This window comes from Allobosea sp. 05T439 (assembly GCF_056396005.1).
Genome location: NZ_JBFTKP010000016.1, coordinates 66,804 through 89,683 on the forward strand (window position 1 = coordinate 66,804; position 22,880 = coordinate 89,683).

At 66.4% G+C, this 22,880-nt stretch carries 20 protein-coding genes; 10 read left to right on the forward strand and 10 right to left on the reverse strand.

The window, feature by feature from the left end; translation table 11 throughout:
- Positions 1-3: 3 nt before the first annotated feature.
- Complete coding sequence (locus AC1DIO_RS19430) at positions 4-2,118, reverse strand: bifunctional rhamnulose-1-phosphate aldolase/short-chain dehydrogenase (protein ID WP_476853929.1); 2,115 nt, start codon at positions 2,116-2,118, stop codon at positions 4-6.
- A gap of 227 nt (positions 2,119-2,345) precedes the next feature.
- Here AC1DIO_RS19430 and AC1DIO_RS19435 point away from each other — a divergent pair, with 227 nt between their 5' ends.
- Positions 2,346-3,161 carry a DeoR/GlpR family DNA-binding transcription regulator gene (locus AC1DIO_RS19435; RefSeq protein WP_476775971.1) on the forward strand — a complete coding sequence of 272 codons (816 nt, stop codon included), beginning with the start codon at positions 2,346-2,348 and terminating at the stop codon, positions 3,159-3,161.
- On the opposite strand, the gene AC1DIO_RS19440 is transcribed toward AC1DIO_RS19435, so the two are convergent.
- Together AC1DIO_RS19440 and AC1DIO_RS19445 are read right to left on the reverse strand one after the other, a co-directional pair.
- Positions 3,156-4,523, reverse strand: a complete 1,368-nt coding sequence (locus AC1DIO_RS19440; RefSeq protein WP_476853930.1) for an FGGY-family carbohydrate kinase — start codon at positions 4,521-4,523, stop codon at positions 3,156-3,158. The genes AC1DIO_RS19435 and AC1DIO_RS19440 overlap by 6 nt on opposite strands.
- A gap of 296 nt (positions 4,524-4,819) precedes the next feature.
- On the reverse strand, positions 4,820-5,725 hold the full coding sequence (locus AC1DIO_RS19445; protein ID WP_476853931.1) for a LysR family transcriptional regulator: 906 nt from the start codon (positions 5,723-5,725) through the stop codon (positions 4,820-4,822).
- A 177-nt stretch (positions 5,726-5,902) separates the two neighbouring features.
- Here AC1DIO_RS19445 and AC1DIO_RS19450 point away from each other — a divergent pair, with 177 nt between their 5' ends.
- The 6 genes from AC1DIO_RS19450 (at position 5,903) to AC1DIO_RS19475 (ending at position 11,826) form a co-directional block, all read left to right on the forward strand.
- Positions 5,903-7,531, forward strand: coding sequence for an ABC transporter substrate-binding protein (locus AC1DIO_RS19450; RefSeq protein ID WP_476853932.1), 1,629 nt, complete (start codon positions 5,903-5,905; stop codon positions 7,529-7,531).
- A gap of 44 nt (positions 7,532-7,575) precedes the next feature.
- The gene (locus AC1DIO_RS19455; protein WP_476853933.1) at positions 7,576-8,421 is read left to right on the forward strand and encodes an ATP-binding cassette domain-containing protein; all 846 of its coding nucleotides are present in this window, start codon (positions 7,576-7,578) and stop codon (positions 8,419-8,421) included.
- A gap of 3 nt (positions 8,422-8,424) precedes the next feature.
- On the forward strand, positions 8,425-9,396 hold the full coding sequence (locus AC1DIO_RS19460; protein ID WP_476853934.1) for an ABC transporter permease: 972 nt from the start codon (positions 8,425-8,427) through the stop codon (positions 9,394-9,396).
- Positions 9,397-9,398: 2 nt separating this feature from the next.
- Positions 9,399-10,262, forward strand: a complete 864-nt coding sequence (locus AC1DIO_RS19465) for an ABC transporter permease (protein ID WP_476775977.1) — start codon at positions 9,399-9,401, stop codon at positions 10,260-10,262.
- A 4-nt stretch (positions 10,263-10,266) separates the two neighbouring features.
- Positions 10,267-11,304 carry an ABC transporter ATP-binding protein gene (locus tag AC1DIO_RS19470; protein WP_476853935.1) on the forward strand — a complete coding sequence of 346 codons (1,038 nt, stop codon included), beginning with the start codon at positions 10,267-10,269 and terminating at the stop codon, positions 11,302-11,304.
- A gap of 78 nt (positions 11,305-11,382) precedes the next feature.
- The gene (locus AC1DIO_RS19475; protein ID WP_476853936.1) at positions 11,383-11,826 is read left to right on the forward strand and encodes a gamma-glutamylcyclotransferase family protein; all 444 of its coding nucleotides are present in this window, start codon (positions 11,383-11,385) and stop codon (positions 11,824-11,826) included.
- Positions 11,827-11,979: 153 nt separating this feature from the next.
- Here the strand turns inward: AC1DIO_RS19475 and AC1DIO_RS19480 are convergent, their stop codons facing one another.
- Genes AC1DIO_RS19480 through AC1DIO_RS19505 form a run of 6 tightly spaced genes read right to left on the reverse strand, consistent with a single transcriptional unit; the run spans position 11,980 to position 19,410 of the window.
- Positions 11,980-12,861 carry an ABC transporter permease gene (locus AC1DIO_RS19480; RefSeq protein ID WP_113511875.1) on the reverse strand — a complete coding sequence of 294 codons (882 nt, stop codon included), beginning with the start codon at positions 12,859-12,861 and terminating at the stop codon, positions 11,980-11,982.
- Between the two features lie 3 nt (positions 12,862-12,864).
- Positions 12,865-13,806: an ABC transporter permease gene (locus AC1DIO_RS19485; protein WP_476775980.1), complete on the reverse strand. Its 942-nt coding sequence runs from the start codon at positions 13,804-13,806 to the stop codon at positions 12,865-12,867.
- A gap of 3 nt (positions 13,807-13,809) precedes the next feature.
- The gene (locus tag AC1DIO_RS19490; protein WP_476853937.1) at positions 13,810-14,931 is read right to left on the reverse strand and encodes an ABC transporter ATP-binding protein; all 1,122 of its coding nucleotides are present in this window, start codon (positions 14,929-14,931) and stop codon (positions 13,810-13,812) included.
- A complete protein-coding gene (locus AC1DIO_RS19495; RefSeq protein ID WP_441507365.1) occupies positions 14,928-15,944 on the reverse strand; it encodes an ABC transporter ATP-binding protein in 1,017 nt (338 codons plus the stop codon). The genes AC1DIO_RS19490 and AC1DIO_RS19495 overlap by 4 nt, the downstream gene beginning before the upstream one ends.
- A gap of 55 nt (positions 15,945-15,999) precedes the next feature.
- Positions 16,000-17,520 (reverse strand): ABC transporter substrate-binding protein, encoded by a 1,521-nt coding sequence (locus AC1DIO_RS19500; protein WP_476853938.1) that lies wholly within the window; start codon positions 17,518-17,520, stop codon positions 16,000-16,002.
- A gap of 57 nt (positions 17,521-17,577) precedes the next feature.
- Positions 17,578-19,410, reverse strand: a complete 1,833-nt coding sequence (locus AC1DIO_RS19505; RefSeq protein ID WP_476853939.1) for a gamma-glutamyltransferase family protein — start codon at positions 19,408-19,410, stop codon at positions 17,578-17,580.
- A 210-nt stretch (positions 19,411-19,620) separates the two neighbouring features.
- Between AC1DIO_RS19505 and AC1DIO_RS19510 the strand changes: the two genes are divergently transcribed.
- Entirely contained in the window at positions 19,621-20,334 is a 714-nt protein-coding gene (locus tag AC1DIO_RS19510) for a GntR family transcriptional regulator (protein WP_441507362.1), read from the forward strand.
- 24 nt (positions 20,335-20,358) lie between these two features.
- Positions 20,359-20,775, forward strand: coding sequence for a nuclear transport factor 2 family protein (locus tag AC1DIO_RS19515; RefSeq protein WP_476853940.1), 417 nt, complete (start codon positions 20,359-20,361; stop codon positions 20,773-20,775).
- Positions 20,776-20,847: 72 nt separating this feature from the next.
- Here AC1DIO_RS19515 and AC1DIO_RS19520 read toward each other — a convergent pair whose 3' ends face one another.
- The gene (locus AC1DIO_RS19520; RefSeq protein ID WP_476853941.1) at positions 20,848-21,549 is read right to left on the reverse strand and encodes a L,D-transpeptidase; all 702 of its coding nucleotides are present in this window, start codon (positions 21,547-21,549) and stop codon (positions 20,848-20,850) included.
- A gap of 241 nt (positions 21,550-21,790) precedes the next feature.
- On the opposite strand from AC1DIO_RS19520, the gene AC1DIO_RS19525 reads away from it, so the two are divergent.
- Positions 21,791-22,843 (forward strand): ABC transporter substrate-binding protein, encoded by a 1,053-nt coding sequence (locus AC1DIO_RS19525; RefSeq protein WP_476853942.1) that lies wholly within the window; start codon positions 21,791-21,793, stop codon positions 22,841-22,843.
- The last annotated feature ends 37 nt before the right edge of the window (positions 22,844-22,880 follow it).

A 22,880-nucleotide genomic window follows, 5' to 3' on the forward strand; every position in this document is an offset into this window, starting at 1 on the left:
CGCCTATCTCGTGAAGGCGGGCGCATGCCCGGCATCGACATTGAGGATATTGCCGGTGGATTTCGCCGAGAGGTCGGAGGCGAAGAAATACACCGCTTCGGCGATATCCTCCGGGAAGACGTTGAGCTTCAGCATGCTGCGCTGCCGATAGACCTCGTCCAGATCGTCGGGAGCGACGTTGTAGGCGCCGGCGCGCTGCRCGCGCCATTCGCCCTCCCAGATCCGCGAGCCGCGCAAGACGGCGTCGGGGTTGACCACATTGGCGCGGATGCCGTGTGGGGCGCCTTCGAGGGCGAGGCAGCGGGCAAGCTGGATCTCGGCAGCTTTCGCTGTGCAATAGGCCGAGGCGTTGGGAGAGGCGACCAGCGCGTTCTTCGACGCGATGAAGACGATGGAACCGCCGCGCGCCTGCACCTTCATGAGCCGGAACGCCTCGCGCGAGACCAGGAAATAGCCGGTGGCGAGAATGTCGATATTGCGCTGCCAGAGGGCGAGGCTGGTGTCCTCGAGCGGTGCGGCCGAAGCGATGCCCGCATTGGAGACCAGGATGTCGAGCCCGCCGAACGCAAGCGCGGCCTCGCTGAACAGGACGATGACGGTCTGCTCGTCGGTCACGTCGACCGGGAAGGCAGCGACACGGTCGCGGCCATGGCTCCCGACCAGAGCCGTCTCGGCCTCGCCCAACGCGGACCTGTCGATGTCGCAGATCACGACGCAGGCGCCTTCGCCGAGCAGCCTTTTCGCGGTGGCCAGGCCGATGCCGCCGGCCCCACCGGTGACTAGAGCGACGCGGCCCTCGAGCGGCTTGCCCTTGGGCAGGCGCTGCAGCTTGGCCTCCTCGAGCAACCAGTACTCGATGTCGAAGGCCTCCTGCTCGAGCAGGCCGACATAGGTCGACGCGGCGGAGGCGCCGCGCATGACATTGATGGCGTTGACGTAGAACTCGCCGGCGATGCGGGCCGTGGCCTTGTCGGCGGCGAAGGTGAACATGCCGATGCCGGGAACCAGGATCACGACCGGGTTGGTGTCGCGCACCGGCGGCGAATCCGAGCGCCTGCAACGCTGGTAATAGCCGAGGTAATCGGCCCGGTAGGCTGCGATGGCCTGCCGGAGCGCCGGGACGAGATCGTCGGCATCCAGGCGCGAGGCATCGATGTCCAGCACCAGCGGGCGGATCTTCGTGCGCAGGAAATGGTCGGGACAGGAGGTGCCGAGCGGCGCCAGCGCGGCGAGATCCCGGCTGCAGACGAAGTCGAGCACCGCGGCCTGGTCGTCGAAATGGCCGATTTTGGCCCGCCCTTCCGAGACGAGCCCCCGCAGGATCGGCATCAGCCGGGCAGCCGCCGCGCGCCGCTGCTCCGGCGCGCACGCCTCGACCGCTGCGCCGCCGAAGGCCGGCTTTCCGGCCTCGCGCCCGGCCAGCCAGGAGATCGCGCGGTTGATCACCTCGACGGTCGTCTCGTAGCAGCCGCGCTGCGTGTCGCCCCAGGTGAACAGGCCGTGGCTGCCAAGAATCACCCCGCGCGCGGCCGGATTGCGGCGCACGAAGCCCTCCAGCATGAGCCCAAGTTCGAAGCCCGGCCGCCGCCAGGGCAGCCAGCCGATATCGTCGCCGAAGATCTCGCGGGTGATCGCCTCGCCATCGACGGCCGCGGCGATGGCGATGATCGCGTCGGGATGGACATGGTCGACATGGGGACGGTCAATCAGTCCGTGAAGCGGGGTATCGATGCTGGCGGCGCGCGGATTCAGGCCGAAGGTGCAATGCGGATAGAGCGCAACGACATCGTCCTCCATCGCCGGCCCGGTATAGCCCTGCCGGACGCTGCGGAAGCGGGCCATATCGAGGGTCGCGAAACCGTCGCGCCGGATCGAGCCGAGATCACCGCCAGAGCCCTTGACCCACAGCACGTCGACCGGGGCGCCGGTCAGCGGGTCCGCCATCTCCAGCTTGGACGAGGTGTTGCCGCCGCCGAAATTGGTGATCCGCTTGTCGGCCCCGAGCAGGTTGGAGCGGTAGACCAGCAGGTCCTGCGGCGACAGCGTCTCCGCCAGCCTCTGGTCCCAGGCACTGGCAAGCAGACGCGACGGACCGCCCGCGATGGCGTGATCGGCCATGATATCCTCGACTTCGACGTTTCCGGCAGATGGCTCGTTTCGGCCACCTTGCGACGATCTGACCGCAAACGATCAACAAATGTCAAGTTCGATCAAATTCCGCCATCTGCTTGCAAGCATCATTGAAATGCGCGCGAAAAAATGGAGGATGCGTCTGGTATGGCCAGCGCCAACGCCAAGAGGATCTCCGAGAATCGGTCGGGGACACGTGCCAGGAAACGAGAACGATGCTCGAGCGCGAACGGCACAGGCTGATCGTCAAGCTGACCAATGAGCGCTCGATCATCGCGCTCTCCGATCTCGTCGACATGCTCGATGCCTCGGAGGCGACGATCCGGCGCGATATCGCGGCGCTCGACCGCAATGGCGAGCTGCGCCGGGTTCGCGGCGGCGCCGAAGCGCTGCGGCCGCGTCACCAGCACCATCTCGCCGGCGTCCCCTTCGCCATGAGCCGCGACGTCAATGTCGCGCAAAAGGAGGCGATTGCGCGCGAGGCGGCCAGGCTGGTCGAGGACGGCATGAGCGTGATCCTCAATGCCGGCACGACAACGTTCGAACTGGCGCGCCTGCTGCGCGGACGCAGCCTGGACGTGCTGACGAATTCCTTCTCGATCGCGGGGGAACTGCTCTCGGTGCGTCCGGGCTGCCGCGTGACGATTCCGAGCGGCACGGTCTATCCCGAGCACAACATCATCCTGAGTTCCTTCGAGCATGACGGCACCGAGAGCTTCGCCGGCGATGTGCTGTTCATGAGCTGCTACGGGCTCGGCCGCGCCGGAGCGACCGAGATGGACCCGCTGGTCGCGCGTGCCGCGCAAAAGCTGGCGCGCAGGGCCGAGCGCGTCGTGGTGCTGGCCGACAGCGCCAAGCTCAAGGTGCGCTCCTCGATGGTCGTCGCCCCGCTCGAGGCTATCGATGTCATCATCACCGATAGCGGCGCCGGCGCCTCCGAGATCGAACTGCTGCGCAGCCTTTGCCCCGATGTGCGGATCGTCGAGCCGGTCAGTACCAGCGAGCCGCCGGTGCTTCGTTCCGCCTCATGACGCCGGCTGCTCCGTGATCATTTCACGCCAGGTCTGGCGATAGGGTTCAAGGTCGAGGTCGAGCGGCGCGATATCCTGCACTGCGAGCGCATAGTCCGGCAGTTGCCCGCTCTCCGCCGGCCAATGGGCGAGCAGCGCCGCGCCGACGCCCGTGCCATGCTCGGCATGCGAGGCCTGCACGCGTACGTCCGGCAGGAGCGTGGCGAGCGCCCCGAGATAAAGCACATTCCTGGCGAAAGGGCCGTCGACATAGAGCCTGCGAACGGGGCCGGTGAGCGCGAGGCATTCGCAGGTCATCAGCGCGCAGTAGAGCGCAGCCAGCGCCGCACTCTGCGCCTCGCCTGAAGGCGCACCCAGAATGACGCCCTTGCTTCCGGGAAACGGGCCGCCGGCCGCGAAGGACGGCAGCGCGACAATCCCGGCAGCCACGAGCGCACGCAGATCCGCGATGCCGGCTTGCGCGCCCAATCCCGCCGCCCCGGCGATCTCGGCATAGTCCCGCCCGCCCATAAAACGGGCCGATGCGACGGGCCGGCCGAGCACGTCGACATTCGCCAGCGTGTMGCGCGTGGCCGAAAGGCCTTGGAGATGCCCTGCCGTATTGAAGCAGACGAACCAGGTGCCGGTGCTGACCAGCGCGAAAGGGTCTCGCGATCCGGCGAGATAGCGCACGAATGAGGCGTTGCTGTCATGGACGCCGGTCAGGATCCGGCACGAGCCGGGCAGGCCGAGCGCCGGCGTCGCCTCGCCCAGCGTGCTCCAGGCGGGCGCGACCGGCGGCATCAGGCGGTCCCAGCCCATCGCGGCGGAGAGCGAAGACGGGGCCGCTTTCAACGGAGCCCAGAGATCGGTGTGGCAGCCGAGCGACGAGACTTCCGAGGCCATCTCGCCGCCGAGCTTCCAGGCCCAGTATTGCGGATAGGCGATCAGCGCCTGCGCTTGGCCGAAGAGATGCGGGACGGCACGATCGAGCGCGAAGAGCTGCCGCCCGGCATTGAGTCCCAGCGGCAGGTTCGGCGAAAAACTCTCCGCGAAATCCGGCCGCAGCCTGTCATATTCTGCCGAAACGGCGTCGGGAACAGGCTGTTCGTAGTCGACGATCGCGTGGGCGAGCCCGCCTTTCCCGATGACGGCGAAGGCCGCGCCATGCGTGGTCGGGACGATCGCGGACAGGCCGAACCGCGCCGCGATCTCCTTCAGACTCGCCAGGACGAACTCCCAGCAGCGCGCCGTGTCGAGGCGCCCGCCAGCGCTGGTCGAGGCCATGCCATGGGCAGCGACGAGGGTGAGATCGGGGGCGAAGGCCAGGACCTTGCTGTTGGTCTTGCCGATATCCAGCACTGCTGTGACGCCGGAGCGCATGATCACTGTCCCCCACGGCATCAGGCCGGCTATCGCACTCTGTCCCACGCACCGTTCTGCTTGCGAATCGGGGCTTGCGAAGACCGACCATCGCGCATATCGCAGCCGATTCTCGAGGCTCCATCGGCACTTATCCGCGCCACGGGATCATTGCAGCGATTGTGACGGCGCAAATATACGCTCGTCAACGGCGGGGACATCGGCCAGGGGCCACCCCCAACGACGTGCGCAGAGCAGCCCTCCCCTGATCTGCGCTGGCCCGCATCCGACGTCGGTTCGTCGTCGCCCCCGCGCGCTCAGGTCGCCCCATCGTTGTAGACGCCGGCTTCGTCGCGGATCCACTCGACGAAGGCCTGAACGTTGACGTTCTCGTCGAAGCGCTTGGGGTAGACGACGAAATAGGCGTCCTCGCAGCGCATCCTGTGCGGACTGGCGACCACGAGCGCGCCCGACTGGATTTCCTCCCGCACCAGGAAGTCCGGAAGGATCGCGACGCCGATCCCGGCGATCGCGGCCTGGATGACCAGCGAGTAATATTCGAATTTCGGCCCGGCGATGCCGTTGACGCCGCTGGCTCCGGCATCGGCCAGCCAGTCACGCCAGAGATAGGGGCGCGTGGTGTGCTGCAGCAGCGGCAGCCGGGCAAAGCCCTCGGGGCTCGCCAGGGCCCTCCCCCCGATCAGCGTGGGCGCACAGACCGGGATCACATGCTMGTCCATCAGGTGGTGGATGCGGGCGCCTGGCCAGGTCGGGCTGCCGAAATGGATCGCGGCATGCGCCTTCTCCTCCTCGAAGCTGAACGGCCTGATCTTCGAGATCAGGTTGATGTCGACGGTCGGATGCTGGGCGATGAACCGGGCCAGCCGTGGCACCAGCCAGCGCGAGCCGAAGGTCGGCAGGCAGGCGACGGTAAGCACGCCGCCCTTGCGCCCATGCGACAGGAGCCGCGTGGTCGCGACTTCGACCCGGTTCAACAGGCTGCGCAGCTCCTCGGCATATTCCTCGGCTGCAACGGTCGGGGTGAGCCGCTGCTTGTCGCGCAGGAACAGATTTTGGCCGAGCAGCTCTTCGAGCGCGGCCAGCCGGCGGCTGACGGCGCTCTGGGTCAGGTTGAGCTCGGCTGCGGCGCGCGTCACGCTGCGATGGCGCGCGACGGCTTCGAAACAGGCGAGATCCCGGGTCGGCGGCAATGTCCTGCGCAAGGTCTCTCTCCGGATCGCTCATTCCAATTTGGAATGATCTGCATCGGAAAACAGCGATGGGCAAGCTGTGCGACCGGCCCTAGCCTTCCCCTAATGGAATGCAGCAGCGCCGACACCCACGCCCCCAGAACGGCGTGGGGCTGCTTGCAGGTGAAACAAGAACGAGGGGGAAAGACGATGAGGCTGGCGACGGCATTCGCAGGCACGCTGATGGGGCTCGGCGGTCTCCTGGTCACCGGCACGACAGCGGCCCTGGCACAAGGGCAGCCGGTTCCCGAGATCAAGCTGCTGACCTGGCCCGCCGCCAAGTACCAGCACTATTTCGAGACCTCGAACTATGTCGCCGAGGGCTGGCGCAAGCTCGGCCTCAAGGTCACGCTCAACCCGCAGCCCTTTCCCAGCCCGATGCTGTCGAAATGGTTCAAGGAGCATGATTTCGACGTGGTGATGTCGGTGCTGTCCGGCTCGCCGCAGCGTTCGGAGCCGGACTTCTTCACCAACGCCCAGTTCAATTCGCGCAACAGCGCGCCAGGCGATTCCAATGTCGGCTCCTTCTCCAGCGCGAAGGTCGACGAGCTCGGCGCCAGGCAGCTCGCGCTCTATGACGCACAGGAGCGCCGCAAGGTGATCCATGAAATGCAGCGCGTCCTGGCCGACGAGCGGCCCGAGGCGGTGGTCGCCTATGTCGTCAACACCTTCGCCATGAATGCGGCCAAGGTCGACATCCCCGGCTACGAGGACACCTCCGACGGCCCGCGCTCGCTCTGGAACATGCTGCGCCTGACCTCCAAGTCCGGCGCGGCGGTCAGGATCGGCCGGACGATCGATCAGGGCACCTTCAACCCGCTGGCGGCGACGATCGTCGAGGACTTCAACACGCTGAGCCTGGTCTACGACAAGCTCGTCGAGCTCGGCCCCGACGGCTCGCCGCGCATGTGGCTGGCGCAGTCGCTCGCGGTGGTCGATCCGACCACCGCGGTGGTGAAGCTCCGGCAGGGCCACAGCTTCAGCGACGGCAAGCCGGTCACCGCCGAGGACGTGAAGTTCTCCTTCGACTACTTGAAGCGCTGGGATGCGGTCTATTTCAAGAAGTACCTGGAGAAGCTCGCCTCGGTCGAGATCGTCGATCCGGAGACGCTGCGCTTCACGCTGACCGAAGCCTATGCGCCCTTCATCATCAACACGCTCGGCCAGGTGCCGGTCCTGCCGAAGCATGTCTGGGCGGACGTGGTCGAGAAGACCGGCATCGCCAAGCCGCAGGACTTCCGCAACATGCCGCTCGTCGGCAGCGGTCCCTATGTGCTGCGCTACTGGCGCGAGGGCCAGGAAATCTCGCTGCAGCGCCGCGCCGACCACTTCGCCAAGCCGGCTTCCGACCTGCTGATCATCGTCTTCGGCTCGGCCGAGCTCGTCGGCGCCTCTCTGAAGAAGGGCGATATCGACGTCTCCTTCCAGCCGATCGTGCCGACGGTGGTCAAGGAGTTCGCGGCCGAGAAGAACATCAAGCTCATCCAGGCGCGTTCGAACGGCCATATGTCGATGCGCTACAACACGGCGCGCCCGGCCCTCGCCAACCGGGCGCTGCGCCAGGCCATGGCGCATGCCATCCCCTATGAGGCGATCATCGAGGACGTGCTGGGCGGCGATGCCGGCCGCAGCGCCACGCCGATCGTGCCGGTCAACGCCTTCTGGCATGACAGCTCGATCCCGCTGCCCGCCTATGACATCGACAAGGCGAAGGCGATCCTGAAGGCGGCCGGCTTCAGCTGGGGGCCGGACGGCGCCCTGCTCATGCCCGCCAAGTGATGCGGCCGTCTGACACGGCAGCCGGATCCGCGAACCTTCCTGCGATGATCGACGTCAGGGACCTGACCAAGCACTACGCTGCAGCGGCGGGCCTGCGCTCGCTGCTGCCCGGCCGGGGCCGCGAGGTCACCCGGGCGGTCGAGGGCGTCAGCTTCGCGATCGGCGCCGGCGAGGTGCTCGGCCTCGTCGGGGAATCCGGCAGCGGCAAGTCGACCACCGGTCGCCTGCTGGTCGGGCTGGAGACGCCGACCTCGGGCTCGATGCGGATCGACGGCAGCGACAGCGCCGCCGCCCGCGCCCGCGACAAGAAGGCCTTCCACCGCCAGGTCCAGATGATCTTCCAGGACCCGTATGGCGCCCTCAACCCGCAGCACGTCGTCGAGGACCTGGTCGGGCGGCCGCTGCTCTATCAAGGGGTGCGCGATCGCGCCGCCATCGCGGCCAGCGTTCGCGCCGTCCTCGCCGAGGTCGGTCTTACCCCGGTGGAGAGCTATCTCGGCAAGCACCCGCACCAGCTCAGCGGCGGCCAGCGCCAGCGCGTCTGCATCGCCAGGGCCATCATCCTGGAGCCGCGCTTCCTGGTCGCCGACGAACCGGTCTCGATGCTCGACGTCTCGATCAAATGGGACATCGTGCGCCTGCTGAAGCGCCTCGCCCGCCAGCGCGGCATCGCGATGCTCTACATCACCCATGACCTCGCCACCGTCGGCGCCGTCTGCGACCGGCTCGCGATCATGTATCGCGGCCGCATCGTCGAGACCGGCCCGGTCGAGCAGGTGATGGCCGCACCGGTCGATCCCTATACGCGCACCCTGATCGCCGCGATCCCCTCCGCCGATCCCGATGCCGTGCGGGTGCCGCGCCCCATCCTCGTGCAAGGGCTGGGTTGAACCATGGCCGGCTATCTCCTGCGCCGCTTCTGGCACATGGTCCTGACGCTGTTCGCCATGGCGACGCTGATGTTCTTCCTGTTCCGGCTCCTGCCCGGCGACCCGACCGCGACGGTGATAAGCCCGTCGCTCTATCCCAAGGCGCAGGAGGCGATGCGCCAGCAATTCGGGCTCGATCGGCCGCTCTTCGAGCAATACCTGCTTTATCTGCGCAATCTCCTGGTCCTCGATTTCGGCTTCTCGTTCCAGACCAACCGGCCGGTCTTCGAGATGATCCAGGGTCGGCTGCTCAATACGCTGCTGCTGATCCTGCCCTCCATGCTCGCGGCCTATGTGCTCGGCGCGGTCATCGGCGCCATCGCAGCCTGGAAGCGCGGCAGCGCCGGGGAGGTCAGCCTCGTCTTTACCGCGACCGCACTGCAATCGGCCCCGCTGTTCTGGCTCGGCATGCTCGCGATCCTGCTGTTCTCGATCAAGCTCGACCTCTTCCCGATCGGCCATATCGTCACGCCTGGCCTGTTTCCCGAGCAGGACTGGCGGATGTATCTCTCGGCCGACTTCCTGCATCACCTGATGCTGCCCTTCCTCGTCAATACGCTCTACCAGCTCTGCTTCCCGCTGCTGCTGATGCGCTCGACGATGCTGTCGACCATCGGCGAGGACTATATCGAACTCGCCCGCATGAAGGGGCTGAGCGAGCGCCGCGTGCTCTTCGGCCATGCCGCCCGCAACGCCTTGCTGCCGCTGGCGACGACGCTGCCGATGATCCTCGGCTGGGCGGTCGCGGGCTCGGTGGTGATCGAGACGGTGTTCTCCTGGCCGGGGCTGGGCCTCTTGATGGTCGAGGCGATCAGCCGCGCCGATTATCCGGTGGCGCAGGCCGCCTTCCTGCTCATCGCGGTTTTAACCGTGTTCGGCACCTTCATCGCCGACCTGCTCTGCGGTCTGCTCGATCCACGCATCGTCTACACCTGATCATGCCGACCATCATCCTCGACTTCTTTCGCGCCGTCTGGCGCGGCCCCTTCGGCCCCACGGGCCTGGTGATCCTCGGGATCTGCCTCGCGCTCGCCATCCTGGGGCCGACGATCGCGCCCTATGATCCGGTCGCGCGCAATTACGACGCCGCCGGCAAGCTGCTGCGCCTGGCCTCGCCCTCCTGGCAGCACTGGCTCGGCACCACCCTGCTCGGCCGCGACGTGCTCAGCCAGATGCTGGTCGGCGCCCGTCCGGCGCTGCTCGTCGGCGGGCTGACGGCGCTCGGCACCGTTCTCATMGGGGTCAATATCGGCCTGATCGCCGGCTATTTCGGTGGTCGCATCGACTCCTTCCTGATGCGGCTGACCGACATGTTCCTCGGCCTGCCCTTCCTGCCCTTCATCATCATCGTGCTCTCGCTCACCGGCCGCAGCCTGACGACGATGGTCATCGCCATGACACTGGTGATGTGGCGCTCGACGGCGCGGGTGGTGCGCGCCCAGGTGCTCTCGCTGCGCGAGATGCCCTTCATCGCCGCCGCCCGGATCACCGGCGCCAGCGATCTCGCCATCATCTACCGCGAGATCGCGCCCAATATCATGCCAATCGCGCTGGTCAGCGTCGCCTTCGCGCTCGCCTGGGCGATCATCACCGAGGCCAGCATCGGCTTCCTTGGATTCAGCGATCCCTCGGTCGTGAGCTGGGGCTCGATCGTCTATGACGCCTACGCCTCGCAGATGATGTATCGCGCGCCCTGGTGGGTCGTGCCGCCGGGCATCGCGATCATGGTGCTGGTCTCGGCGGTCTATTTCGTCGGCCGAGCCTATGAGCAGGTCATCAATCCGCGCCTGAGGACGGGCTGACGCCATGCTGCCGAGCGACACCCATCCCTTGCTGTCGATCGCCGGTCTCGCGGTGAGCTACGGCACGCCACGCGGCCCGGCCAGCGCCATTGCCGACCTCAGCCTGGAGATCGGCAAGGGCGAGAATCTGGGCCTGATCGGCGAATCCGGCTGCGGCAAAAGCACATTGCTCAAGGCGGTTATGGGGGTGATGCCCGACAATGCGCGGATCGTCGCCGGCCGCATCGCGTTTCAGGGCCGCGATCTCGTCGCCGGCAGCGACCGGTTCCGGCGCTCCGTGCGCTGGGCCGGCATCTCGATGGTCACGCAGAGCGCCCTCAATGCGCTCAATCCCGTTCTGCGTGTCGGCGATCAGATCGCCGAGGCGATCCTGGCCCATCGCGATGTCTCCCGGGCCGAAGCCTGGCGCCGGACCGAAGCGCTGCTGACCATGGTCGGTGTCGCTCCGGAGCGGGCGCGCGACTATCCCCACCAGTTCTCGGGCGGCATGCGCCAGCGCGCGATCATCGCCATGGCGCTGGCGCTCGAGCCGCCGCTGGTGCTGGCCGACGAGCCGACCACGGCTCTCGACGTCGTCGTCCAGGACCAGATCTTCCAGAGCCTGCGCGCACTCCAGCAGCGGCTCGGCTTCTCCCTGCTGCTGGTGACGCACGACCTCGCGCTGGTCATCGAGAATTGCGAGCGCGTCGCGGTGATGTATGCCGGCATGATCGTCGAGACCGGGCCGACGCGGGATGTCATCCGCCGGCCGATGCACCCCTATACGCTCGGGCTCAAGAACGCACTGCCGCGGCTCGGCAGCCGCTACGAACCGATCGCGATCCCGGGCGGCCCGCCGGACCTGACCGATCCTCCGCCGGGCTGCCGCTTCGCCGCGCGCTGCCCCTTCGCCCTGCCGCTGTGCCGGACCGAGCCGCCCGCGCTCACTACCGTCGCGCCGGGTCGGCAGGCGCGCTGCCACCGCGCCGCGGAGATCGACGCACTCGCCCCCCTCGCCGCGCTCCCGCAGACCTGGGACGCGCTCGCCGCCGCGCCGCGATGACCTTCCCGATGCTCGGCCCGCAACGCGGGCAGATCATGGATTCCCGGAAGCAACCCCAAACCTGAAACGGAGATCGAAGTGAACTACTTCGCCTATGCCAATCTTATGGACATCAATTGCATCCACGGGGTCGCCCCGTCCGCGAAGGCGCTCACCATTGCCTGCCTGAAGGATTACGAGCTGACCTTCGGAAAAACCACGGACGGTTCGTATAACGGCGCGCGGCTCGCCCCCTCCAAGGGAGCCGAAACCTGGGGCGTTCACTACGAACTCTCCGAAAGCGACATGGCGGCCATGGACAAGTCGGCCGGCACGGATCAGGGCCACTGGGCTCACAAATCCGTGGTGCTCCATATGCCCGACGGCCAGCTCGTGAATTCGACGACCTACGACATACCCAATCCGTCAGGACCGTCTGGAGCACCGGCGCATTATATCGAGCCGTTGCTCAAGGGCGCGCGCGCCAACAACCTCCCCCCGGCCTATATCGAAAAGCTGGAAAGGCTCCTGAAGGTCGCTTGATCCGCTCGGCCGGTTCACGAGGCGCGGCCGGCGAGGCTCCGTGGCGCACACCGCTCAAACGGACCCTTCGCCAGTCGACGCGCTGCCGGCCCCGACCTGGCGGGATCGTCAGCTCGCGCTCCCGCATGCCGCAAGAGCGGTGCAGCGCGCTGGTCAGCGCGCCCGCGGGTCGAGGGCGTCGCGCAGGCCGTCGCCGAGCAGGTTGAACGACAGCACGGTTGCGAAGATGGCGATGCCGGGCCAGAGCGCCATCCAGGGCGCATTGCTCAGGAAGCGCTGCGCCGAATTCAGCATCGAGCCCCAGGAGGGCGCCGGCGGCTGCAGGCCGAGGCCGAGGAAGGACATGCTCGCTTCCGCGATGATCGCCGCTGCGATCGTCAGTGTCGCCTGGACCATGAGCTGCGGCAGGATGTTCGGCAGGATGTGGCGCACCGCGATGCGCCATTGCGGATTGCCGACCGCGCTTGCCGCCTCGACATAGTCCTCAGCCTTGATCGAGAGCACCTGGCCGCGCGTCAGGCGGATGAAGAGCGGCATGGCGGTAATGCCGATCGCCAGCATCGCGTTCGTCAGGCTCGGCCCGAGGAAGGCCGCGAGCGCGATCGCGAGGATCAGGAACGGGCAGGCCAGCATCGCATCGGTGAAGCGGCTGATCAGGCCGTCGACCAGGCCGCCGAGAAAGCCGGCGGCGAGCCCGAGCGGAACGCCGATCGCCATGGCGATGCCGACCGAGGTCAGTCCCGCCAGCAGCGAGGCCCTGGCGCCCCAGATGATGCGCGAAAGCATGTCGCGGCCGGCCTCGTCGGTTCCGAACCAGTGCGCGGCGGAGGGTGCCTTGCGCACCGCGGTCCAGCTCTGCGCCGCCGGGTCGTAGGGCGCCAGAAGCGGCGCGAAGACGGCGACGAAGACCATGAGCAGCACGACGGCGAGACCGACCAGCGCGCTCTTGCGCTTCGACAGGCGCCGCCATACGCGGCCGCGGAAGAAGTTCGCGACGGGATTGGCCGAAGGCTTGGGTTCCGAGATCGTCAGCACAGCTCAGCTTCTCAGTCTTGGGTTGACGAGGATGTATCCGATGTCGGCCAACAGGTTGAGGACGATGTAGAAGAGCGAGGTCACGAGCACGACGCCCTGCACCACGGGATAATCGCGGGTGAAGACGGCATCGACGATCAGCTTGCCGAAGCCCGGGATCGTGAAGATCTGCTCGGTCAGGACCGCGCCGGAAAGCAGCGCTCCGAACTCAAGCGCACCAAGAGTGATGATCGGCGTCAGCGCATTGCGCATCGCATGCTTGAACACGACGACCCATTCGCTGAGGCCCTTGGCGCGCGCGGTGCGAACGTAATCGCTTTCGAGCGCCTGGAGCATCGCGCTGCGGGTGTGGCGCATGATGACGCCGGCGATCGCGGTGCCGAGCACGCAGGCGGGCATGATCGTCGTCGAGAGGTTCATCCTGAGGTCCTCCCAGGGGCTGACGAAGCCCGAGGCCGGCAGCCAGCCGAGATGGACCGAGAAGAACATGATCAGCATGATGCCGAGCCAGAAATTCGGCACCGAGATGCCGGCAAGCGACGCGACATTGGTGGTGTAGTCGATGGCGCTGTTGGGGCGCAGAGCCGAAATGACGCCCGCCGTGATGCCGACCACGAGCGCGATCAGGATGCCCATGACCGCGAGCTGCAGCGTCACCGGCAGCTTGAGCAGGATCAGCTCGAGGACGGGGCGGTTATGGCGCATGGATTCGCCGAGATCGCCGGTCACCACACCCTTCAGCCAGTAGAGATACTGGACGATCAGGGGCTGATCGAGGTGATACTGGGCGCGGATCGCGGCCAGCGTCGCCTCATCGGGATTTTCGCCGGCGAGCACCAGCGCCGGATCGCCCGGCAGGAGATGCTGCAGCGAGAAGATGATCATCGACAGAAGGATGACCGTCGGGACGAGCTGCAGAAGGCGGCGTCCAAGAAGCGAAGACATGGGTCAGCCCTCCGTCACGGTCTGGGCCGGCCGCGCAGCCATGGCTTCAAAGGCCGCGAACAGCTTTTCGAGCTTCGGGTTGCGCGGTTCACGCGCAATCTCGGCTGCATCCTGTGCCGGCAGTTCGCGCCAGAAGGCGCAGGCATTGGCATGGCCGCCCGCTTCGACCTCGAGCACCATGCTCACGCTCTTGCAGGCCGGTCGCGCATGCGGGCAGCGTGTATGCAGCCGGCATCCTTCGGGCGGGGACAGCGGGCTCGGCAGATCGCCATGGAGTCTCGCCGCGCGCGAGCGCTGGTGGCTCGGCGGCGCCGCGACCGGAATGGCCGAGAGCAGCGCCCGCGTATAGGGGTGGCGCGGCGCGGCGAAGATCTCGTCGGAGGTGCCCATCTCGACGACCTTGCCGAGATACATCACGGCGACGCGATCGGCGATGTGCTTCACGACACCGAGGTCGTGCGAGATGAAGACGAAGGCAATGCCGAGCCGCTTCTGCAGGTTCTTCAACAGGTTGAGGACCTGCGCCTGGATCGAGACGTCGAGGGCCGACACCGCCTCGTCGCAGATGATCGCCTTCGGCTCGGAGGCGAGCGCCCGGGCGATGACCACGCGCTGGCGCTGGCCGCCGGAGAATTCATGCGGATAGCGGTCCGCCTGTTCCGGGCGCAGGCCGACCATGTCTAGAAGCTCCGCGACGCGCCTGGCGCGCTGCCCGGCCGGCACGATGTCGTGCAGCATCAGCGGCTCGGCGATCGTCTKGGCGATCGTCATGCGCGGGTTGAGCGAGGCATAGGGGTCCTGGAAGATCAGCTGCACATGCCGGCGCTGTGCGCGCACGGCCGCGTGGCTGGCGTGGGTGACGTCCTGCCCGTCGATGAAGACCTCGCCGGCGCTGGGCTCGATCAGGCGCATCAGCAGGCGGCCGAGCGTCGACTTGCCGCAACCGGATTCGCCGACGATGGCGAGCGTTTCGCCGGGCATCAGCGACAGGGTCACGTCATCGACCGCGCCGACGGACGCGAGCGGGCGGCCAAACAGCGAGCGCTTGACGACGAAGCTCTTGCCGAGGCCGCGGGCTTCGAGGATCGGCTTGGCCGCGGGGGAGCTGGAGGCGCTCTGGATCATGGGACGAGGTCCTGCATGGGCGCACGCCAGCAGCGGCTGAAATGGCCGGCCGTGACCTCGATGAGGTCCGGCATCTCGGCGCAGCGCGCGACGCGGAAGGGGCAGCGCGCCTGGAAGCGGCAGCCCGAGGGCGGATTGGCCATATCGGGCACGGTGCCGGTGATGGCGACCAGCTGCTCGCGCTTTTCGTCGAGACGCGGTAGCGAGCCGAGCAGGCCGACCGTGTAGGGGTGCTGCGGGAAGGTGAAGAGATCCTCGACCGAGCACTGCTCGACGACCTGGCCGGCATACATGACGATGACGTCGTCGCAGGATTCCGCGACCACGCCGAGATCATGGGTGATGAGGATGATGGCGGTGCCGGTCTTCTGCTGCAGCTCGCGCATCAGCTCGAGCACCTGCGCCTGGATCGTGACGTCGAGCGCAGTCGTCGGCTCGTCGGCGATCAGCAGCTCGGGATCGCAGGCGAGCGCCATGGCGATCATCACGCGCTGACGCATGCCGCCCGAGAGATTGTGCGGATATTGATGGTAGCGGGTCTCGGGCGACGGAATGCGCACCAGCTTCAGCATGGCGATGGCGCGTTCGGTCGCCTCCTTCTTCGAGATCGGGCGGTGGCGCAAGATGACTTCGTTGATCTGCTCGCCGACCGTATAGGACGGGTTGAGCGAGGTCATCGGCTCCTGGAAGATCATCGCCAGCCGGTTGCCGCGCAGGCTGCGCATGCCTGATTTGCTCTCGTCGAGCAGCTCGCGGCCATCGAAATTGACGCGGCCGGAAATGCGCGCGCTGTGCTCGGGCAGAAGCCGCATCACGGCGAGCGAGGTCACGCTCTTGCCGCTGCCGGATTCGCCGACGATCGCCAGCGTGCGCCCCTTCCGGACCGAGAAGCTGACGCCATCGACCGCAGTCACGGTGCGCGTGTCGCCTTCGAAGGCGACACGCAGGTTGTTGACGTCGAGGACGGACGCGGATGCGTCATCAGCCCGAACGGATCGGAGTGGGGTGCTCATCGCGTCCTTGGTACCGGTTCAGTTCTCGGTTCCGGCTCAGTTCCCGGGTGCCGGCTCAGTTCTTGCGGCTGACGTCAGCCAGGCGGATGATGCCATCCGGAGCGGGCTTGAGGCCGGTGATCTTGGAGCTGTGCGCGAAGATCCACTGCGAGTGGTAGAGATAGACGATCGGCAGGTCCTTGAGCAGGATCGCGACCGCCTTGGCGTATTMGGCCTGGCGCGCAGCGGGGTCCCCGAGCGAGCGGGCCTTGGCGAGGATCGCGTCGAGCGCCTCGTTGCAATACTTGGCGTCGTTCGTCGCGGCGCCGCAGGAGAGCATCGGGGTGACGTTCAGGTCGGGATCGACGCGGCCGCTCCAGCCGACGAGATGCGACTGGAACTTGCCCTGGCGGGCGACGTCGAGCAGCGTCATCAGTTCGGTCGGCTTGATCGAGACCTTGATGCCGATGTCCTGGACCATCGCCTGGATAAGCTGGGCGACCTGCTGGCGCTCGGCATCGGTGGGAACGAGCAGTTCCAGATTKACCGACTTCACACCGGCCTCGGCCATCTTCTTCTTGGCGGCGTCCAGGTCACGGGCCGGAACCGGGAAGCTCTTGTCGTAGAACGGGCTCGACGGCGGGAACGGCTGGTTGCCGATGCTGGCCTGGCCGTCGAAGACGACATTGCTGATGGCCTGACGATCGATCGCGAGGCTGAAGGCTTCGCGGATCGCGGCCTTCTTGCCGGCATCGAGATTGGCGCCATCGCCACCGATGCTGAAGGTGATGCCGTAATAGCCAAGGCCGACGACGGGATCGACGGCGAGCGCCTTGTCGGCCTTGACGGCGTCCACGTCGGTCGCTGCCAGACGCTCGATCAGGTCGAGCTGGCCCGAGCGCAGGTTCAGCAGGCGGACGTTGGAATCCGGCATGCCGCGATAGATCAGGCGATCGAACTTGTACTTCGCCGCATCGTAATATTGCGGGAATTTCTCGAGGACGATGCGGTCCTGGACCACGCGCTCGAGGAATTTGTAGGGACCGGAGCAGACCGGCGCATCGGTGAACTTGTCGCCGAGCTTTGCACCAGCCGCTGGGCTGATGATCATGCCGGCGCGGTCGCTGAGCGCGGCGAGCAGCGGAACCGAAGGCTCCTTGAGGCTGATCTTGACGGTGGTCGGATCGACGGCTTCGACGCTCTTGATCGCGCTGATTTCAGCCTTGCGCCGCGAGATGCCCGAGGTGAGCGCGCGCTCCAGATTGTACTTGATCGCCGCGGCGTCGACCTTGGTCCCGTCGTGGAAGACGGCATCGCTGCGCAGCGTCAGGGTCAGCACGGTGCTGTCTGCGCTCCATTCCCAGCTGGCCGCCAGCATCGGGATGATTTTGCCGTTCTGGTCGATGTCGACGATCTTGTCGCAGAGCGACTGCAGCACGTGGCGGCCGACGAAGCTCCAGTTGGACACGGGGTCGAGCGTATCAGGATCGTCCTGCAGGCCGATCTTGAGAACGGTCTGGGCGGCGGCGGGCGCCACCGTCACGGCCATGGCGCCGAGCGTCAGGCTGGCTGCGAGTGCAAGATAAGTCGGTTTCATCGATAGTCCCCTCTCCTGTTCCGGAATGCTTGTCTCATTGGGGTCAGCGGGTCGGGATCAGCGGGCGACCGCATAACCCTGGACGCCGCGCGGGTTGGCGCCGGCCTTCACCAGCTGCACATCGCCATCCATCTCGCGGGCGACCGCCGAGAGGCGTCCTTCGGACCAGGCGTCGCCGACGGTGATCTTGTGGCCCCGCGCCGCCAGATCGTCGCGGACCGCCTGCGGGAAGCGGTCTTCGAGCGTGACCGCGCCGAAGCTGATCTCGCGCGGCCAGAAGGAGCTCGCGAGATGGTCGGTATGGAAGGACGGGGCGTCGATCGCTTCCTGCAGGTTCATGCCCTTGTGGAGATGGCGCAGCAGCATGATCAGCTGCCATTGATCCTGCTGGTCGCCGCCCGGCGTGCCGAAGGCCATGTAGGGCTGGCCGTCCCGGTAGACGGTGGACGGGGTCAGCGTCGTGCGCGGCCGCTTCGACGGCGCGAGCGTGGAGTTCAGGCCCTCTTCGAGCCAAAACATCTGCGCACGGGTCGTCAGGCTGAAGCCGAGACCGGGAATGACCGGGCTCGACTGGAACCAGCCGCCCGACGGCGTCGCGGACACCATATTGCCCCAGCGGTCGACGGCGCTGACCTGCACGGTGTCGCCGCGCTGGGCGCCTTCGCGGGTCAGTGCCGGTTCGCCCTGCCTGTCATTCGGCAATTTGGCTTCGCGGGCGACCGTCGGCTCGCCGCCGCCAAGGCCGGGCTGTGCAATGGTGCCAACCGTGCGCAGCGGCGGCAGATTGGGATTGCGCCCCTCAGGGGTGCCGGGGAGGACGTCCATCGACGCCTTACCCGTGATCAGCGCGCGGCGGATATCGGCATAGCCGGAGGAGAGCAGCGCCTTGATCGGTACATCGGAGCTGTCGCCGTACCAGGAATCGCGGTMGGCCATCGCGAGCTTGGCCGTCTCGACGACGAGATGCACGAAATCGGCGCTTGTCGGATCGAGATCGGCGATATCCGTGCCCTTGAGGATCTGCAGCATCTGCAGCAGGACCGGTCCCTGCGACCACGGCCCACATTTGAAGACCTCGCAGTCGCCATAGGTCACGGAGACCGGCTTTTCGATCTGCGGCTGATAGTCGGCCATGTCCTGGGCGGTGATCAGGCCCTTGTGGCGGCGGCCCGAGACGTCCCAGACCTCTTGCGTGGCGCAGAATTCCTCGATCCGCTCGGCGACCGGGCCGCGATACCAGAAGTCGAGCGCCGCATTGATGCGTGCCTCGCGATTCCCGGCCGATTTCGCGTGGTCGAGGATTTGCTGGTAGAGCGCGGCGATCTGCGGATTGCGGAAGAGCTTGCCGGACTGAGGCGCCACGCCGCCCGGCAGGTAAATCTCCGCGGAACTCGGCCAGTGGGTCTCGAACAGCTCGCGCATCGAGGCGATCGTCCGGGCGATGCGCGGCACCAGCGGATGGCCGGTCCTGGCATAGTAGATCGCTGGCGCCAGCACGTCCTCGAGCTCGGCCGTGCCGTAGTCGCGCAGCAGCGTCAGCCAGGCGCCGAACGCGCCGGGAATGCAGGCGGCGAGCAGGCCGGTGCCCGGAATGATATCGAGGCCGAGATCCTTGAAATGCTTGATGGTCGCCTTCGCAGGGGACGGCCCCTGCCCGCAGATGACGATCGGCTGATCGGCTTCGGCCGGGGTCACGATGATCGGCACCTCGCCGGCGGGGCCGTTGAGATGGGGCTCGACGATCTGCAGGACGAAACCGGTGGCGACCGCGGCATCAAAGGCGGTGTGGCCCTTTTCCAGGATGGACATGCCGACGGTCGAGGCAAGCCAATGCGTCGAGGAAACGGCTCCGAATGTGCCCCTGAGTTCCGGTCGCGTCGTAAAAGTCATGGCAATTCCTCATTTCCAGCCATCCGCGACCGCCTTGAGGAAGGCTGTCGACAAGGCCGGAGATCCACGCGGGGATGTTAGACAAGCCTCAGGATTTTGTGCCGCTGCTCATGCGGGAGCGGCTCGTTTTGTATATTTTTTGTCTACATTGCAATAGGATTGTGTACTCATCGGGATCAGCCGAGATGGTCAACTCAGGGGATGGCGAGCTTGGGAATTGAAGATCGCGCGATGCTGGACGTGCCGGCCGCCACCAAGAAAAGTCGCAGTGATTTCATCGCCGAACAGCTCGAAGAGGCTGTGATCAACGGCGAATTTCCGGCGGGCTCCCGGCTCGATGAAGCCTCCATCGCCCTGCAGTTCGGCGTCTCCCGCACGCCCGTCCGGGAAGCACTGCATATCCTGTGCGGCCGCGGACTGGCCGAGCGCGAGCCCTATAAGGGCGTGGTCGTGACGCAGATTTCCACGGAGCGCATCGACGAGATGTTCGAGGCGATGGCCGAGCTCGAGGCGACCTGCGGCCGGCTCTCCTCACACCGGATGACGATGCGGGAGCGGGCCGAACTCGAAAGCCTGCACCGCCAGATGAATGCGCTGGCCGACGATGGCGACCTCGATGGCTACACCGAGCTCAACACGCAGTTTCACAGCCTGCTCTTCCAGGGCAGCCATAACAGCGACCTGATCGCGGTTGCCCAGACGCTACGGCTGAAGCTCGCGCCCTTCCGCAAATTCCAGCTCAAGGACAAGGGACGCATCAAGCGCTCCTGCCGCGAGCATCAGCAGATCGTCGACGCGATCCTGGATCAGGACGCCAAGACTGCGGAAAACGCGCTGCGCCGCCATCTCGTCTCGGCGGCCCAGGAAGTCCTGATCAAACGGCAGCGGCAGGAAGACGAGGCCGTCGCCAAGAATGCGCTCTGACGCGCTCTGAAAGGTACGTTCCAAATGACTGATAGCATTGAGAAAGAGGCGATCCGTGCGGTGATCGCCACGATGCAGGCGGCCTGGAACCGCGGCGATTTCGCGGGCTATATGGCTGGCTTCGCCAATCCCGATGTGATCTTCGTCTCGCGCGGCCGCATCCAGAAGGACTGGCAGGGAACGCTCGACCATTACATCGCCGATTATGGCGGCGGGCCGGGTTCGCAGGGCGAGCTCGCCTTTTCGAACATCCGCATCGAGATGCTGGGGTCCGATGCCGCCCAGTTGATCAGCGACTACAAGCTGGTGCGCGCGGCGGGTAACCAGACCGGCGTCAACACCCGCCTGATGCGCAAGCGCGACAATGGATGGGTCATCGCCCTCAACCACGTCTCGCAGATCGAAAGCAACACGCAGGCGGGAAAGGCCCCTGGGAACTAACCCGGATGCGGCCGACCGTCGGAGCCGAGCACGGGTCGCGGCGTGAACAGCGCCGCGCCGCCCAGCCGAGTGTCACGCAGCCAGTACGGTAACAGGCGTTCCGGGGGCGACGCGTGCGTAGAGATGCACGATATCCTGATTGATCATCCGGATGCAGCCCGACGAGACGTTGGTGCCAACACTGTAGGGCTCCAGAGTGCCGTGAATTCGGTAGCCAAGATCCCGACCTTCCCCGAAAAGATACAGGGTACGCGCGCCCAGCGGACTATTGGGGCCACCGCGCACGCCAAGGCCCCTCGGCGTCTTCTCGAGCTGGGCCTTGATGGCTGGCTCACGCTCAATCATTTCGCGGGGCGGAACCCAATCGGGCCAGTCCCGCTTCATGTTGACCCGCGCCAAGCCGGACCAGGCGAAGCCCTCACGTCCAACACCGACGCCGTAGCGGGTCGCAACGCGGGGCGTTTCGACGAAATAGAGATGGTAAGAGGCCGGATCGACGATGATCGAGCCCGGGGCCTCCTCTCGCGTAAGCTCGACGGTCTGGCGCAGATAGGCCGGATCAACCTTTCGATAATCCACCGTCCGGACCGCAAACCGCTCACCTGGATAATCCGTATAGACTTCGGCGTAGTTCGGCCGCGCCAATGTACGCGTCGGGCTCGCTCTGGCTGGGGAAACAGCCGGCAGGCCGACGCCGCTTCTCGTGCCGCATCCCGCGAGCCCGGCAGCGGCAAAGGTCAAGGCAGACATGGTAAAGCAACGGCGGGTCGGCATGGATGTCTCTCAGGCAAGGCTTTGGAGAAACATGGACTTAGATCGTTAGGGCGACGTTAAGCCGACTCAGGAGGGCGAAGCCGCTGTGGAGCGAGGAGGCGGAAGCTGAAGAACCAAGCCTCCAGCCAGCTTGCCGCCCAAGGCATCGCACGCTATTCCCGGTTGAATACAGCGCCTCGATGCCGATCCGGCATCCCGGCATTGCACGTCCGACGCTTCATCGGCTTGCGGGAGGATAGTCATGAGATCGCGCGTCCCGGCTCTTCTCCTCGCCTTGTTGCTTGCGCCGCTGATGGCGACGTCCGGCCATGCCGAGCGGATCGTCACGGACCAGCTCGGGCGGACGGTGACGCTGCCCGACACTGTCTCGCGGGCCGTCGTGCTCCAGCACCAGACGCTCAATCTCGTCGTCCAGATGAACGCGACCGGCAAGCTCGCCGGCATCCTCGACCAGTGGAAGCAGCAGCTCGGCGCGAACTATGTCCGCCTTGCTCCCGAGCTCGCAAAATTGCCGATGCCGGGCGGCCTGACCAAGCTCAATATCGAGGCCCTGCTGCAGCTGAAGCCCGACGCGGTCTTCGTCACCAACTACGCGCCGGCGGAGATGATCGGCCAGATCGAGAAGGCCGGCATTCCCGTCATCGCGATCTCGATGCTGAGCGCACCGCCGGGCGAGGCGACCAAGGTCAGCCCCGTCGTCGCCGATGAGCAGGCGGCTTATGAGAGCGGTTTCGCCGAGGGCGTCAGGCTGGTCGGTACCGGGCTCGACCGCAAGGACGAGGCCGAGGCGCTGGTCGCCTATGCCCAGGCCAAGCGCAAGCTGGTCGCAAAGCGGCTCGCTTCGGTCGCGCCGGGGCAGCGCGTCAGCGCCTATATGGCCAATCCCGACCTCAACACCTATGGCTCGGGCAAATATACCGGCATCATGATKAACCGCGCCGGCGCGGCCAATGTCGCCAGCGCGTTGCAGGGCTTCAAGCAGGTGACGATGGAGGATGTCCTGAAATGGAATCCCGCCGTCATCTTCGTGCAGGAGCGCTATCCTGAGGTGGTCGAGGAGATCCGGCGCGCCCCGGCCTGGCAGCCGATCGAGGCGGTCAAGGCGGGCCGTATCTACCTGATGCCGGAATATGCCAAGGCCTGGGGCTATCCCATGCCCGAGGCGATGGCGCTGGGCGAGCTCTGGATGGCCAAGAAGCTCTATCCCGACCGTTTCGCCGATATCGACATGCAGGCCGAGGCGGACGCCTATTACAGGCGCTTCTACCGCACCGGCTACGATTCCTTCCATTGACGGCGGGGGCCGACCGCCGCGTGGCGCGCACAAGACG